The organism is Sphingomonas sp. HMP9 (assembly GCF_013374115.1).
In the GTDB taxonomy this organism is placed as follows: domain Bacteria; phylum Pseudomonadota; class Alphaproteobacteria; order Sphingomonadales; family Sphingomonadaceae; genus Sphingomonas.
Window position 1 is genome coordinate 1,171,248 of sequence record NZ_AP022673.1, and the last position, 13,597, is coordinate 1,184,844.

A 13,597-nucleotide genomic window follows, 5' to 3' on the forward strand; every position below is an offset into this window, starting at 1 on the left:
CCTAGCCGCTCGCGCCTGCCACGTCACCCCAGCGCAGGACCGGGACGACGCGCAGGCCGACCGCAGCTTATTCCTCGTTCTTGTAGATGCGGATGATCCGGTCGAGCATCGCCAGCGCCTCGTCACGCGGACGCTGGAAGGTGTTGCGGCCGATGATCGAGCCGTTGCCGCCACCGTCGCGAATGTTGCGTGCGTCCTGGAAGATCGCGTCCTCGCCCTTCGACGCGCCGCCCGAGAAGACGTTGATGCGACGTCCGGCAAAGCTCGACTGGACGACGTGCTTCACGCGGTCCGACTGCTTCGACCAGTCGGTGCCGGCATATAGCGGCTTGGCTTCCTTCTGCTCGATATGCGCGGTCGGCAGTTTGGTCTTGATGATGTGCGCACCGAGCAGCGCCGCCATGTGCGCGGCATAGGCACCGACGTCGAGCGCCAACTCGCCGTCCTTGGTCAGCTCGCCACCGCGCGGATACGACCAGATGACCGTCGCGATGCCGACCGACTTGGCCTCTTCGCTCAGCTCGCGGATTTCCTCGACCAAGTCGAAGAACTGGTCCGCACCCGGATAGATCGTGAAGCCGATCGCCGCCGACCCAAGCCGTACCGCGTCCGACACGGTCGCAGTCACCGCCTGGTCGATCGTCGTCGCCCAGCTGTTAGAGCTGTTGCACTTCAGGATCGTCGGGATTTGGCCAGCGAACGTATCCGCTCCCGCTTCGAGCATGCCGAGCGGGGCTGCATAGGCGCTGAGGCCCGCATCGATCGCGAGCTGATAGTGGTAATGCGGATCGTAGGCCGCCGGGTTGACCGAGAAGCTGCGCGCCGGGCCATGCTCGAAGCCCTGATCGACCGGTAGGATGACGAGCTTGCCGGTGCCGCCGAGCTTGCCCTGCATCAGGATCCTCGCGAGGTTCGCCTTCACCGCCGAACTGGTAGCTTCATACTTGTCGAGAATAGTCTTGATTTGCGGAGTGATTGTCGAGGTCATGGTAAATCCTTTTCTGATTTTCAAAGGGCTAGCCAACGGCGAAGTGCCTGATCGACCGCAAACATTACTTCGTTGGAGGCGGCGCCAATCCTCTGCCCGATCCGCTCACGCCAGATCGCCTGCAGGCGATCGACTTCGACCTCGCTATCGCGGTTCAAACCGCTCTCAGCTTCGGCGGCGATCGCCACCCGATAGAACGCGTCGCCGGTAATATGGCTGGTTATAGGACAGATCGTGAGGGCGGGATGGAAATCGTTAAACGCATTGGCTTGTACAATCAGGCCCGGGCGAGTCTTGCTTGAAAAATCGCCACGGCCGATCATCGATACGATGTCGCCGCGCTTCATTCTGCCGCGTGCTTCTTGGGCAAATCGGTAAGTAAATCTTCGGCAGCGGCAAGATCGGCCCACTCCCAGTCGTCGCTCGTGCGAACACGTGCCTCAGCCCGTAATGACTGCCGCTTGGCCTCCGCCAGGAAAGCCTCGTCGTGACGCTCTACATACCGGCGCACGGCTTCGCGCGCGATGTCGCTCTTGCTGCGCCCCTGCGTGCGCGCCACTGCGGCAAGCCGCTCTTCCAAATCGCTATCGAGCCTGACGCCGAGCATCCGAGTCTCCGTTTAACATGTTAAACATAGCTCGGATGCCGGCGCGTTTCAACCGTGGAGCGCGGCGACCCCAGGAAGATCCTTGCCTTCCATCCATTCCAGGAACGCGCCCCCCGCGGTCGACACGAAGGTGAACGCGTCCGCGACACCGGCATGGTTGAGTGCGGCGACCGTATCGCCGCCGCCTGCGACCGAGACGAGCGAGCCGCCCTCGGTCAGTGCCGCCGCGGTCCTTGCGAGGGCAACGGTCGCCGTGTCGAACGGCGGCGTCTCGAACGCGCCGAGCGGACCGTTCCACACGAGCGTGCGGCAGTTCTTGAGCACGTCGCCAAGCGACTCGACCGCGGCCGGGCCGACGTCGAGGATCATCTCGTCGGCGGCGACTTCATGCACGTTGACGGTCCGCGTTACGGGGTTGGGCTTGAACTCCTTGGCGACCACGACGTCGTACGGCAGGTGAACGGTGCAGTTGGCTTTGTCCGCAACTTCCATGATCTCTTCACAAACGCTCGCAAGCTCATGCTCGCACAGGCTTCTACCGACATCGACACCACGCGCAGCAAGGAAGGTGTTGGCCATGCCGCCGCCTATGATCAGATGATCGACGCGGGTGACGAGATGCCGCAGCACGTCGAGCTTCGAAGACACCTTGGCACCGCCGACGACGGCCGCGACCGGATGCTCGGGGGAGCCCAGCGCCTTCTGGAGCGCATCGAGCTCGGCCTCCATCGCGCGACCGGCAAAGGCCGGGAGGACGTGCGCGAGCCCCTCGGTCGACGCATGCGCACGGTGCGCCGCAGAGAAGGCATCGTTGACGTACAGATCACCGAGGCTCGCAAAGCGAGCGACGACGGCCGCGTCGTTGGTCTCTTCACCACCGAAGAAGCGCGTGTTCTCGAGCACCGCGATATCACCCGGCTCCAGCGTCGCGACCGAGTCCTCGGCGCCTTCCCAGTCGATGTACCGCACTTCGCGACCCAGCACTTCGCTATACGGCTTCACGACCTGCGACAGCGAGAAGTCGGGGCTCGGCTTGCCCTTGGGACGGCCGAAATGCGCGAGGACGAGGACGATCGCGCCCTTGTCGGAGAGTTCGCCAACGGTCGCGACGGTCGCGCGTAGGCGGGTGTCGTCGGTCACCCGGCCCTCTGCCATCGGCACGTTGAGGTCTTCGCGGACGAGGACGCGCTTGCCCCGGACTTCGCCCATATCATCGAGCGTCTTGAATGGCTTGCTCATGGTTCTTCGATCCTGATCTCATCACCGACGGCAATGACGCCGCCCATCAAAACTCGGGCACAGGCCCCGCCCCGCCAGTCCGGCGTGAGCGCGGCAAACAATCCTGGCGCCAGCGCGTCCATGCGGTCGCAGGGGTCGGTGTGGCGCGTAATCTCGAGCACCACATCCGCACCGATGCGGAGCCGCATGCCCGGTATCTGGGGAAGGTCGAAGCCGTCGACGAGGAGGTTCGCGCGGCGGTCTTGCCAGGGGAAATCGGCGCCGACCTCCGCCATCGCCGCAGCCCAGTCGCCGCGCTCAAGCAACGTGACCTGCCGCCGCCCCTTGCCGCCGGGCTTCACCCGACCGCGAAAATCGCCGTCGAGGCCGGACTCAACGGTGATCCCGGCATGGTCGAGGACCTCCATTGGCCCCTTCGCGCGCGCACGGCGGGCGATGCCGGCGATCGTGCCAACCATTTTCATCGCCTGGGCCTGGGCCTGGGCCACCGCCCCTCCCCGTTCGTGTCGAGCGCAGTCGAGACACCAGCCGTCACGGTAGGCGACTTCTCGACTGCGCTCGAAGCGAACGGAAGAGGGGGAGCATAGATCGAAGGCTCAGATGAACTTCGCCATCGCCGTGGCGGTATCGACCATGCGGTTCGAGAAGCCCCATTCGTTATCGTACCAGCTGACGACGCGGACGAGCTTGCCGTCGATCACCGCGGTCTCCAGGCTGTCGATCGTCGACGACGCCGGGGTATGCTGGAGATCGATCGAGACGAGCGGCTCGTCTGACCAGTCGAGCACGCCGACCAGCGGACCGCTCTCGGATGCTGCCTTCAGCACCGCGTTCACCTCTTCACGCGTCGTGTCGCGCGACGGGGTGAAGGTCAGGTCGATCAGCGAGACGTCGGGCACGGGGACGCGGATCGCCGAGCCGTCGAGCTTGCCCTTCAACTCGGGGAGCACCTCGGCGACGGCGCGCGCGGCGCCCGTCGTGGTCGGGATCATCGACATCGCGGCCGCACGCGCGCGACGCAGGTCCGGGTGGATCTGATCGAGGATCTTCTGGTCGTTGGTGTACGCATGCACAGTCGTCATCAGCCCGCGCTCGATGCCGATCGCATCGTTCAGCACCTTGGCGACCGGCGCGAGGCAGTTGGTGGTGCACGACGCGTTCGAGACGATCGTGTGCTCGGCGGTCAGCTTGTCGTGGTTGACGCCGTAGACGACGGTCAGGTCGACGCCCTTGCCCGGCGCCGAGATCAGCACCTTCTTCGCGCCCGCATCCAGATGCTTCTGGCAGCTCGCCTTGTCGGTGAAGAAGCCGGTGCATTCGAGGACGATATCGACGCCCAGCTCGGCATGCGGCAGATTGGCGGGATCGCGCTCGGCGGTGACGCGGATGCGCTTGCCGTCGACGACCAGCTCGTTGCCCTCGGCCGAGACCTCGCCCGGATATTTGCCATGGACGCTGTCGCGCTTGAACAGCCAGGCGTTCGACTTGGCGTCGCCGAGATCGTTGATCGCGACGAGTTCGAGGGCGCCGTTCGACTGTTCGAGTACCGCGCGGGCGACGAGCCGGCCGATGCGCCCGAAACCGTTGATCGCAACCTTGACCGTCATTGCTGTCTCTCCGCTAGCACCCGCGAGTCCGTTCCGGGCGCGCAGCCTTTGCGGGGCGGTGGGGCGCCCTGTCAACACCGTGGATCGCGGATCGGCGCGGCGAAACTGACTTGTCGCACACCCCGGCCATGCTATCTCGACTGGATGCCAGATACTCCAGACACGATATCGGATCGGGCGTCCGCCCCGACGCCAGAGACGACTCCAGAGACGATCGCGGATACGGCGGCGGTCGACCGGATCGACGCCGCGATCATCCGGATCGAGGCCGCGATCAACGCCCGCACCCGCAGCGGCGACGCGCTCGCCAAGCGCCACGCGGCCCTCAAGGCGCGGATGGCCGAAGCCGTCGCGGCGCTCGACGACGTCATCACACGCGGGAGCCCCAACTGATGGCCCAGGTCATGCTCGATATCGGCGGCCGCCCGCATGCCGTCGCCTGCCGCGATGGCGAGGAGTCGCGCGTCCGCTTGCTCGGCGCGATGCTCGCCGAACGCTGGCCGATCGCGGACCGTGCAGCGGGCGGCCTGAGCGCCGAGCGCGCGATGCTGTTCGTCGCGCTGATGCTCGCCGACGACCTTGACGAAGCCGCGCATCGGCCGCCCGAAGGCTCGGCAGTTAGCGAGATCGCGCTGACGCGGATCGCCGATCGTCTCGAAGACCTTGCGGAGGCCCTTGAGCTGAGCCCCCCGAACGCCTAGATTGGCGGTGGCGGGTTCTGCCCGGTACGAGCCTTTATTATCCCTGAGGCTATTCATCATCCATAGGGGGCTGTCCCTGTTAGGATCCTGGTCCGAAGCACATGGTCCCCACCTGACGTACCGTGCGTCAGTGGATAACCCGGCACACGGCCATGGTGGGCCCGCCACATCACCATTTTGCCCCCGATATCACTGGGTCGCCCGCACATGACCGACAAGAGCGTATTGAGAGCCTCGCTCCGCGCTGCGCGGGAAGCGTATCCGCCTGTCGAGATCCCGGTGCCGCCGGCGTTTCTGACACCGTTGAAGCCCGGACTGACCGTGGCATCCTATGTCCCGTTCGGCGGAGAGGCCGATCCATCGCCCTTTGCGCGCGCCGCTGTCGACGTCGGGTGCGTGATCGCCCTCCCCCATGTGGTCCGTCGGTCTCTACCCATGCGGTTCCTCTCCTGGGCTACCGAGGCCGCGCTAATCGCGGGACCGTTCGGGCTGCATCAGCCGGCTGAGGACGCGGCCGAGCTCGCGCCTGATATCATCCTGACGCCGCTCGTCGGCTTCGATCGCCATGGCAACCGAATCGGCCAGGGCGCTGGCTATTACGACCGCGCCTTCCTGGCGCACCCGAATGCCTGGCGCGTCGGCATCGCATTGTCGATACAACAGGTCGACAACCTCGCCCCGGACCCGTGGGATGTCCCGCTTCACGCCATCGCCACCGAACGAGAATGGATCACGCCATGATGCCAACCTGGCGCAAGCCTGTCGGGATGCTCGGCATCCTGCTTCTGATCCTCGTGTGGTGCGTGGCGATCGTGAGCCTGTCGAACATTGTCGGCGGCTGGCACTGGCTCGCGCAGCTGGTGTTCTACGTGTTCACCGGCCTGATCTGGATCGCGCCGTTGAAACCGGTACTGCGGTGGATGGAGATCGGGCGGTAACAAGGCACCCGCCCGCCTCTCTTCCGTTCGTCCTGAGTAGCCATCGAGTAGTCGCCGCAGGCGGCGTATCGAGAGGGCGTATCGAAGGACAGGTTGGTGCGCGATGACCATGCTTCGATACGAGCCCTCGATACGCTTCTGACGGAGCTACTCGGTCTCTACTCAGCACGAACAGTATGTGGGAGGAATGCTCGCAGCACTACTAAATCTGGAAAGGGTCTCGGCCACCCATTACAGGGTGGCGCGAGTGACGGGACTCGAACCCGCGACCTCCGGCGTGACAGGCCGGCGCTCTAACCAACTGAGCTACACCCGCATTCCCAATGACGAACCCTAGCGACCCGTGGGCCACAGCGGAAGGCTCGTCAAAACCTCAACACTCTCTCGAACCATCGAAACGATGGCGCGAGTGACGGGACTCGAACCCGCGACCTCCGGCGTGACAGGCCGGCGCTCTAACCAACTGAGCTACACCCGCTGAAACAGCGTGGAGGCGGCAACTAGGCGAGGGTTCGGATACCGTCAACCCCAATTATCCGCCAGTTTCGCGCTGGGGCTCGGACGGGTCGCCGCGGCGGCGATTGCGTCCGGTCTTCGGCTGCACCAGCGTGCCGTGCTCGAACAGGAAACCGGCGATATCGGGCTTGCCTGCCGCCTTTACTACCGTCTGGATGATGATCAGCAGCGGCACCGCCAGCAAGGCGCCCGACGTGCCCCAGACCCATCCCCAGAAGCTTAGCGAGATCAGGATGAGCAGCGGGCTGATCGTCAGCCGGTGTCCGACCACGAACGGCGTGATCGCGTTCGCCTCGACCAAATGGAGCCCGTACATCAGCGCCGGCGGCAGCATCGCCATCCAGATGTCGGAGAACGTCATCAGGCCACCCAACGCGAGCAGGAACGCGCCGATGACCGGACCGAAATACGGAATGTAGTTGAGCAGCGCGACGATCCCGCCCCACATCGCCGGATACGGCATGCCGATGAACCACAAGGCGGTTCCCGTGATAATCCCAAGCATGATGTTGATGAGCGTGATCGTCCCCAGATAGGCGGACACGTCGTCGACGATATCCTGGATCACCCGCGCGGTCGCCATCGCCCCATCGAAGCTGGTCCGGCCGGTGATCGTCTCCCGCCGCATCCGCGTCCACCCCGACAGGAAGAAGAACACGATCAGCACGCCGAACAGAAACTGGACGATCACCGCCGGCGCGGAGGTCGCAGCGACTTCGAGGATCGACCCTGGAGCCGCGACACCTGCGGTCGCCGGCTGCTTGATCGGCGTCGACGCGACCTGCCGCAGCGTCTTGTTCACATATTTCTCGAGACTCGAATAGAGATCGAGCAACGGTGCAAGATTGCTCTGGATCCGGTCCAACCGCGTCGGCAGCAGGCGGAAGAAATCGGTCGCGGGCACGAGGATCGCGGCGATCGCGATGTTCGCGGCGATCAAAAACACCAGAATGCACAGGATCGCGGCCAGCGGCGACGGTACGTGACGCCGCTCGAGCCATTCGAGCACCGGCACGAGCGCGACCGAAATCACGAGCGCAATCGTGAGCGGAAGAAAGAACTCGGCGCCCGATTTCAGCGCGAACGGGATGGCGAGGATAAGCCCTACCCCGGCCGTCAGCGTCAGCGCCGCCAGCAACCGGTCGCGGCGCTGCGCGATCCGCATCGCGTCCTCGACCCCGACCGCGATCGGCAGCCCGAACGCACTTTCGGCCGGCGGACCTTCCGCAACGGCGCCGCCCCCGCCGGGCGGCTGGTTCGTTTCGTGGCGAAGACCCTCGTCCGTCATGGCAATTCCTTTGCCACTCCATCCCGTAATCGCGGCACGCTGACAAGCATGCCGAAGGGCACGTCCGCGCCTCCGCAAAAGAAATCTTCAGTTCGGGGGATCGCACCGGGCCAGCCGCAGCGAGGTCGGTCGATTAGCAGGTAACTATGTTGGAATAGGGTCAAAGAATATCGCCGTCACGGATCCGTTCGGTGCCTAAACCGCTCGAACCAGCACCGGTCCGCAACCCGGGGCAGCCCCCATCCCTTGTTCTCCCGGGAAGGCGGGAGCCCAGTCTGGATCCCCGCCTTCGCGGGGAAACATGCCTTGTTCTATCATTGTCAGTGACGACCGGTTCCAGGGTGCACCCACTCTACGCCGTCATCCCGACCGGATCCTCGAACAGTACCTGCAAGTCCTTTTTCAGGATTTTCCCGTTCGCGTTCCGCGGCAGAGTCTCGTGCACAAACCGGACCGCGACGGGAGTCTTGAAGGCCGCCAGATGCTGTCGGACCCAGCCCTGCAGTTCGGCCTCGGTCGTCACCGCGCCAGGCGCCAGGTGCACGACCGCCGCCGGCTCCTCACCGAGTATCCTGTGCGGGATGCCGATAAGCGCGGCGTCGGTGACCGCGGGGTGGGCGTACAGGACATTCTCCACTTCGCTCGAGTAGATGTTCTCGCCGCCGCGGATGATCATGTCCTTCGCGCGGTCGACGATGTAGCAGAATCCTTCGTCGTCGAGGCGGGCGAGGTCGCCGGTGCGCACCCAGCCATCGACGAAGGTCGCAGCCGTCGCGTCGGGCTTGTTCCAATAGCCCTTCACGATCATCGGCCCGCGCGCCCAGAGTTCGCCGACCTCGCCTACCGGCATCTCGGTCACGCCGTCGTCCGCGACGATCTTCAGGTCGGCAGCCGCCACCGGCGGCCCCGCGCTGGTCGGCCGGTTGAGATAATCCTCCCCGCCGTGATGCGTGACGGTCGCCATCGTCTCGGTCATGCCCCAGCCATTGCCGGGCATCGCGCCAAACTCGGCATGGATCCGCTTCACCAGCTCGGGTGCCGCGGGCGCGCCGCCATAAGCGATCGATTCGATCGACGAGAGGTCGTATTTCGCACGGTCGGGATGTTCGAGCAGCTGCCACGCGATCGTTGGCACGCCGCCGGTGACGTTGACCTTCTCGCGCTCGATGATCTCCATCGCCCGAATCGTGTCCCATTTTCGCATGAAGATCATCGTGCTGCCAGTTGCGATCACGCCCATCATGCCCGCCGAGCAGGCGGTGACGTGAAACAGCGGGATCACCGTCAACGTTACGCGCGGCGTCGGCTCCGGCGGTGCCTCGCCGCGTCGCAGGAACGAGCGCGCCGACGAATAGCCGCCCGACAGGATGTTCGACATCATGTTGCGGTGCGTGCCGAGCGCACCCTTCGGTGCGCCGGTGGTGCCGCTGGTGTAGAAGATCGTCGCATCGTCGTCGGGCGCGATCGTCGCCTCGGGCAGGCCGACATCGGGCAACGCCGCCCAGTCGTGCGGTGTGCCGACCACGTCCTCCAGCCGCGTGGCAATCCCCGTCAGCGGTTCGGCAGCGCGCGCCACGAACACGTGTTCCAGGCCCGGCAGCGTCGCATACGCCGCCTCCAGCCGATGATGCCGCTCGTCGTCGGTGATCAGCACGCGGGCGCCCGAATCGGCGAGGCCGTATTCCATCTCCGCGCCGGTCCACCATGCGTTGAGCGGCACCAGGATCGCGCCGATGCTTGCGCCTGCGAAGAACGCGACCGGCCATTCGGGCAGGTTGCGCATCGCCAGCGCAACGCGGTCGCCGGGGCCGATTCCCAGCGCTCGCAACCGGTGCGCCAGCGTCGCAATTGCCCGATAATTCGCCTCGTAGGTGACGCGCTCGTCCTCATAGGCCGTGAACACGCGATCGCCATGCGCGCGCGCCGCCTCGGCCAGCCAACGCAGCGACGGCGGCGCGTTCTTCCAGATGCGAGTCTCGATGCCGTTGATCGTCAGCGTCTCCATCTCGAACTTCGCGCCAGGCGCAGTCAGCATACGCTCGGCCTCGGCAAGCGACATCGCCGGCCAGGAGGGATCGAGTGCGATGATCGGTTCGCTTGCCAAGACCGGTTGACTCCAGAGTTGAATTTCGGGTTTGGCTTATCGCCTGTTCGAAGACAGGTTATAGTTGATTCCTGCCGCACTCAAGGCAATAGAGGCACCAAGTTCGAACTAGGGGTATGGAGCGGGTCATGGTGGGAACGATCGAATCATGAAAATCGCCGAGCCCGGCGCGCAGGGCTTCGACGCAAGCCGATTGGCGGCGATCGATACGCTGCTCAAGACCCGCTACGTCGATTCGGGCAAGCTGCCGAACGCACAATTGCTGATCGCGCGCGACGGCGAGATCGTGCATTTCTCGCATGCGGGCGCGGCGCGCCAAGGCGGCAAGGCGGTCGACGAGGGATCGCTGTTCCGGATCGCGTCGATGACCAAGCCGATTACGTCGGTCGCGTTCATGATGCTGGTCGAGCAGGGCCTCGTCGCGGTCGATACGCCGGTCCACCATGTGCTGCCCGAGTTCAAAGCCATCGGCGTCTATGACGGCGGTGGCGGCGGCGTGCCGTTCGTGACCAGGCCGACCGCCGAGCCGATGCGAATGATCGACCTTCTGCGTCACACCGCTGGGCTGACATACAGCTTCCAGAACCGCTCGAACGTCGATGCCGCCTACCGCGAAGGCAAGATCGAGAGTTGGCACGGCGGTCATGATCTCGACGGCTTCATCGGCGCGCTGGCAAAGATCCCGCTCGAGTTCTCGCCGGGTACCGCGTGGAATTATTCGGTCGCGACCGACGTTCTAGGCGCGGTCGTGCAGCGCGTGTCCGGCCTGCCGCTCGACCAGTTCTTCAAGAAGCGCATCTTCGCGCCGTTGAAGATGGGCGATACTTTCTTTCAGGTTCCCACCGACAAGCTCGACCGTCTCACCGATTGCTACACGCTCGCGCCCGGTAAGGGTCGCATCATGTACGACCGCGGTGCTGAAAGCGCTTGGAGCCGGCAGCCGAAGCTCGTGTCCGGCGGCGGTGGCCTCGTTTCGACCGCGCTCGATTATCACCGGTTCAACACGATGCTGCTGAACGGCGGCGAACTCGACGGCGCGCGCATCCTCGGGCGCAAGACGCTCGACCTGATGACGCAGAACCACCTGCCCGGAAAATCCGATCTCGCGTCGATGTCGAAGTCGTTGTTCAGCGAGGCGTCGAACGCGGGCACCGGGTTTGGGCTCGGATTTGCGATCACGGACGATGTGGCGAAGACGATGGTGCCGGGGTCGAAGGGCGAGTTCTACTGGGGCGGGATGTTCTCGACCGCGTTCTTCGTCGACCCCGTGGAGCGCCTGTCGATGGTGTTCATGACGCAGCTTTCGCCGAGCAGTTTCTATCCCATCCGTCGCGAACTGAAGACGATGATCTACGCCGCGATGACCTGAGTTTCCGTTCTCCTGCGCACGCAGGAGTCCAGTATCACACAGGGCTGCCGACGTGGCCCTGGGCTCCTGCTTCCGCAGGAGAACAAGGAGAAGATTTATGACCAGCCCGATCCGCACCGAACGCCATGACGACGTCCTCGTGATCATCTCGAACAACCCGCCGGTCAACGCGCTCGGTGCCGCGGTCCGCCAGGGCCTCGAAGCCGCGATCAAGGACGGCGTCGCCGACGACAGCATCGCCGCGATGGTGATCCGCTGCGACGGGCGGACGTTCTTTGCGGGCGCCGACATCACCGAGTTCGGCAAGGAGATGGTCGAGCCCGGCCTGCCCACCGTCGTCGACATGATCGAGGCCTCGTCGAAGCCAGTGGTCGCTGCGATCCACGGCACCGCGCTCGGCGGCGGATGTGAAGTCACGCTCGGCTGCCATTACCGCGTCGCCGTCCCGTCCGCGAAGATCGGCACCCCCGAAGTGAAGCTCGGCCTGCTCCCCGGCGCCGGCGGAACGCAGCGGATTCCGCGGATCGCGGGCGTGAAACTCGCGCTGGAGATGACCGCGAAGGGTGATCCGATCTCGGCGAAGAAGGCGCTCGAAGCCGGCCTGATCGACAAGATCGTCGGCGAGGACTCGCTTGAAGCCGATGCCGTCGCTTTCGCCCGCGAGATCGCGACCAAGCGCCCCCTGCCCCGCGCATCCGAGAAGACCGCACAGGCCGACCCCGACGCGGTCGCGGCGTTCAACAAGGAAAACGCGCGTCGTTTCCGTGGCTTCGAGGCGCCTCTTGCCAACATTGCTTGCATCGAAAAAGCCTCGGACGGCTCCAGCTTCGCAGACGGCATCGCGTTCGAGCGCCAGCAATTCATGAAGCTCATGATGGGCAACCAGTCCGCCGCGCAGCGCCACATCTTCTTCGCCGAACGCCAGGCCGCCAAGATCGATGACGTCCCCGTCGACACCAGGCTGCGCGAGATCAAGCGTGTCGGCGTGATCGGCGCCGGCACGATGGGCGGCGGCATCTCGATGAACTTCCTGTCCGCCCGCATCCCCGTCACGATCGTCGAGATGCAGCAGGACGCGCTCGACCGCGGCACCGGCGTGGTGCGCAAGAATTACGAGGCGACCGCCGCCAAGGGCCGGATCAAGCCCGAGCAGGTCGAGCAGGCGATGGGCGCGCTGAAGCCGACGCTCGACTTCGCCGATCTCGCCGAATGCGACCTGATCATCGAGGCGGTGTACGAGACAATGGAGGTGAAGAAGGAGATCTTCACCAAGCTCGACGCGATCGCCAAGCCCGGCGCTATCCTGGCGTCGAACACCTCCTATCTCGACATCGACGCGATCGCCGCCTGCACGAAGCGGCCGCAGGACGTCGTCGGGATGCACTTCTTCTCGCCCGCCAACGTGATGAAATTGCTGGAGGTGGTCCGCGGCGACAAGACCGCGGACGACGTGCTGGCGACCGTCATGGCGCTCGCCAAGAAGATCAAGAAGGTCGCGGTCGTGGCCGGCGTCACCTACGGCTTCATCGGCAACCGCATGCTGATGCCGCGCCAGGTTGAGGCGACCAAGCTGCTGCTGGAGGGCGCGAGCCCCGAGCAGATCGACAAGGTCCATGTCGCGTTCGGCATGCCGATGGGGCCGTTCCAGATGAGCGACCTCGCCGGCGTCGACATCGGCTGGCACCGCGACCCGAGCCGGATCGAGAACATCCGCGACGCGCTCGCCGCCGAAAACCGCTGGGGCCAGAAGACCAAGGCCGGCTTCTATGACTATGACGAGAAGCGGACGCCCTCGAACTCGGCGCGCGTGACGCAGATCATCGACGATTTTCGCGCCAAGTCGGGCGTGACGCCGCGAGAGATCAGCGACGAGGAGATCGTCGTGCGGACGCTCTACACGATGGTCAACGAAGGCGCGCTGATCCTCGAAGAGGGCAAGGCGCAGCGGGCGTCGGACGTCGATGTGGTCTGGATCTATGGCTATGGCTGGCCTGTGTACCGCGGCGGTCCGATGTTCTGGGCGCAGTCCGAGGGCTTGCCGAAGGTCGTGGCCGGGCTGGAGAAATACGGCTTCACCGTTGCCAAGTCGTTGAAGGATGCAGCGGCAAGCGGCGGAAAGATCAAGTAACTTCTGCCCCCTCTCCCCTCTGGGGAGAGGGTCGGGGTGAGGGGCAGCCCAGCAGTGCAGCACCCGGAACAGCCCCTCACCCCAGCCCTCTCCCCTTTCGGGGAGAGGGAGC

The 13,597-nt window shown here is 65.0% G+C and carries 14 protein-coding genes and 2 tRNA genes; 6 read left to right on the top strand and 10 right to left on the bottom strand.

The window, feature by feature from the left end:
• Nucleotides 1–67 precede the first annotated feature (67 nt).
• The 6 genes from HMP09_RS05055 to gap all read right to left on the bottom strand — a co-directional run bounded on the left by HMP09_RS05055 (nucleotide 68) and on the right by gap (nucleotide 4,441).
• Nucleotides 68–988 carry a class I fructose-bisphosphate aldolase gene (locus HMP09_RS05055; protein ID WP_176499468.1) on the bottom strand — a complete coding sequence of 307 codons (921 nt, stop codon included), beginning with the start codon at nucleotides 986–988 and terminating at the stop codon, nucleotides 68–70.
• Between the two features lie 20 nt (nucleotides 989–1,008).
• Entirely contained in the window at nucleotides 1,009–1,335 is a 327-nt protein-coding gene (locus HMP09_RS05060; RefSeq protein ID WP_176499469.1) for a type II toxin-antitoxin system PemK/MazF family toxin, read from the bottom strand.
• The gene (gene relB / locus HMP09_RS05065; protein ID WP_176499470.1) at nucleotides 1,332–1,595 is read right to left on the bottom strand and encodes a type II toxin-antitoxin system RelB family antitoxin; all 264 of its coding nucleotides are present in this window, start codon (nucleotides 1,593–1,595) and stop codon (nucleotides 1,332–1,334) included. Before relB ends, HMP09_RS05060 begins: the two co-directional genes overlap by 4 nt.
• Nucleotides 1,596–1,643: 48 nt before the next feature.
• The gene (locus HMP09_RS05070; RefSeq protein ID WP_176499471.1) at nucleotides 1,644–2,834 is read right to left on the bottom strand and encodes a phosphoglycerate kinase; all 1,191 of its coding nucleotides are present in this window, start codon (nucleotides 2,832–2,834) and stop codon (nucleotides 1,644–1,646) included.
• Nucleotides 2,831–3,298, bottom strand: a complete 468-nt coding sequence (locus tag HMP09_RS05075; RefSeq protein WP_197942482.1) for an MOSC domain-containing protein — start codon at nucleotides 3,296–3,298, stop codon at nucleotides 2,831–2,833. The genes HMP09_RS05070 and HMP09_RS05075 overlap by 4 nt, the downstream gene beginning before the upstream one ends.
• A 132-nt stretch (nucleotides 3,299–3,430) precedes the next feature.
• Entirely contained in the window at nucleotides 3,431–4,441 is a 1,011-nt protein-coding gene (gap, locus tag HMP09_RS05080) for a type I glyceraldehyde-3-phosphate dehydrogenase (protein ID WP_176499472.1), read from the bottom strand.
• Between the two features lie 144 nt (nucleotides 4,442–4,585).
• On the opposite strand from gap, the gene HMP09_RS05085 reads away from it, so the two are divergent.
• From HMP09_RS05085 to HMP09_RS05100, 4 genes are all read left to right on the top strand, one after another.
• Nucleotides 4,586–4,834 carry a hypothetical protein gene (locus HMP09_RS05085; RefSeq protein ID WP_232090685.1) on the top strand — a complete coding sequence of 83 codons (249 nt, stop codon included), beginning with the start codon at nucleotides 4,586–4,588 and terminating at the stop codon, nucleotides 4,832–4,834.
• Nucleotides 4,834–5,142 carry a cell division protein ZapA gene (locus HMP09_RS05090; protein ID WP_176499473.1) on the top strand — a complete coding sequence of 103 codons (309 nt, stop codon included), beginning with the start codon at nucleotides 4,834–4,836 and terminating at the stop codon, nucleotides 5,140–5,142. The genes HMP09_RS05085 and HMP09_RS05090 overlap by 1 nt, the downstream gene beginning before the upstream one ends.
• A 207-nt stretch (nucleotides 5,143–5,349) precedes the next feature.
• Nucleotides 5,350–5,883: a 5-formyltetrahydrofolate cyclo-ligase gene (locus HMP09_RS05095; RefSeq protein ID WP_176499474.1), complete on the top strand. Its 534-nt coding sequence runs from the start codon at nucleotides 5,350–5,352 to the stop codon at nucleotides 5,881–5,883.
• Nucleotides 5,880–6,080, top strand: a complete 201-nt coding sequence (locus tag HMP09_RS05100) for a DUF2842 domain-containing protein (RefSeq protein WP_176499475.1) — start codon at nucleotides 5,880–5,882, stop codon at nucleotides 6,078–6,080. The genes HMP09_RS05095 and HMP09_RS05100 overlap by 4 nt, the downstream gene beginning before the upstream one ends.
• Before the next feature lie 239 nt (nucleotides 6,081–6,319).
• On the opposite strand, the gene HMP09_RS05105 is transcribed toward HMP09_RS05100, so the two are convergent.
• From HMP09_RS05105 to HMP09_RS05120, 4 genes are all read right to left on the bottom strand, one after another.
• Nucleotides 6,320–6,396, bottom strand: a tRNA-Asp gene (locus HMP09_RS05105).
• Between the two features lie 85 nt (nucleotides 6,397–6,481).
• Nucleotides 6,482–6,558: transfer RNA gene (locus tag HMP09_RS05110), tRNA-Asp, on the bottom strand.
• A 54-nt stretch (nucleotides 6,559–6,612) separates the two neighbouring features.
• Complete coding sequence (locus tag HMP09_RS05115; protein WP_176501584.1) at nucleotides 6,613–7,761, bottom strand: AI-2E family transporter; 1,149 nt, start codon at nucleotides 7,759–7,761, stop codon at nucleotides 6,613–6,615.
• A gap of 475 nt (nucleotides 7,762–8,236) precedes the next feature.
• The gene (locus tag HMP09_RS05120; protein WP_176501585.1) at nucleotides 8,237–9,943 is read right to left on the bottom strand and encodes a class I adenylate-forming enzyme family protein; all 1,707 of its coding nucleotides are present in this window, start codon (nucleotides 9,941–9,943) and stop codon (nucleotides 8,237–8,239) included.
• 193 nt (nucleotides 9,944–10,136) lie between these two features.
• Here HMP09_RS05120 and HMP09_RS05125 point away from each other — a divergent pair, with 193 nt between their 5' ends.
• Nucleotides 10,137–11,357 (top strand): serine hydrolase domain-containing protein, encoded by a 1,221-nt coding sequence (locus tag HMP09_RS05125; RefSeq protein ID WP_176499476.1) that lies wholly within the window; start codon nucleotides 10,137–10,139, stop codon nucleotides 11,355–11,357.
• A 97-nt stretch (nucleotides 11,358–11,454) separates the two neighbouring features.
• The gene (locus HMP09_RS05130) at nucleotides 11,455–13,485 is read left to right on the top strand and encodes a 3-hydroxyacyl-CoA dehydrogenase NAD-binding domain-containing protein (protein WP_176499477.1); all 2,031 of its coding nucleotides are present in this window, start codon (nucleotides 11,455–11,457) and stop codon (nucleotides 13,483–13,485) included.
• Nucleotides 13,486–13,597 lie beyond the last annotated feature (112 nt).

What these genes read in the sequence shown, in the direction of transcription:
- HMP09_RS05055 (WP_176499468.1), bottom strand. Translation starts at nt 988, where the DNA reads ATGACCTCGACAATCACTCCGCAAATCAAGACTATTCTCGACAAGTAT.
- HMP09_RS05060 (WP_176499469.1), bottom strand. Translation starts at nt 1,335, where the DNA reads ATGAAGCGCGGCGACATCGTATCGATGATCGGCCGTGGCGATTTTTCA.
- relB (WP_176499470.1), bottom strand. Translation starts at nt 1,595, where the DNA reads ATGCTCGGCGTCAGGCTCGATAGCGATTTGGAAGAGCGGCTTGCCGCA.
- HMP09_RS05070 (WP_176499471.1), bottom strand. Translation starts at nt 2,834, where the DNA reads ATGAGCAAGCCATTCAAGACGCTCGATGATATGGGCGAAGTCCGGGGC.
- HMP09_RS05075 (WP_197942482.1), bottom strand. Translation starts at nt 3,298, where the DNA reads ATGAAAATGGTTGGCACGATCGCCGGCATCGCCCGCCGTGCGCGCGCG.
- gap (WP_176499472.1), bottom strand. Translation starts at nt 4,441, where the DNA reads ATGACGGTCAAGGTTGCGATCAACGGTTTCGGGCGCATCGGCCGGCTC.
- HMP09_RS05085 (WP_232090685.1), top strand. Translation starts at nt 4,586, where the DNA reads ATGCCAGATACTCCAGACACGATATCGGATCGGGCGTCCGCCCCGACG.
- HMP09_RS05090 (WP_176499473.1), top strand. Translation starts at nt 4,834, where the DNA reads ATGGCCCAGGTCATGCTCGATATCGGCGGCCGCCCGCATGCCGTCGCC.
- HMP09_RS05095 (WP_176499474.1), top strand. Translation starts at nt 5,350, where the DNA reads ATGACCGACAAGAGCGTATTGAGAGCCTCGCTCCGCGCTGCGCGGGAA.
- HMP09_RS05100 (WP_176499475.1), top strand. Translation starts at nt 5,880, where the DNA reads ATGATGCCAACCTGGCGCAAGCCTGTCGGGATGCTCGGCATCCTGCTT.
- HMP09_RS05115 (WP_176501584.1), bottom strand. Translation starts at nt 7,761, where the DNA reads ATGCGGATCGCGCAGCGCCGCGACCGGTTGCTGGCGGCGCTGACGCTG.
- HMP09_RS05120 (WP_176501585.1), bottom strand. Translation starts at nt 9,943, where the DNA reads ATGTCGCTTGCCGAGGCCGAGCGTATGCTGACTGCGCCTGGCGCGAAG.
- HMP09_RS05125 (WP_176499476.1), top strand. Translation starts at nt 10,137, where the DNA reads ATGAAAATCGCCGAGCCCGGCGCGCAGGGCTTCGACGCAAGCCGATTG.
- HMP09_RS05130 (WP_176499477.1), top strand. Translation starts at nt 11,455, where the DNA reads ATGACCAGCCCGATCCGCACCGAACGCCATGACGACGTCCTCGTGATC.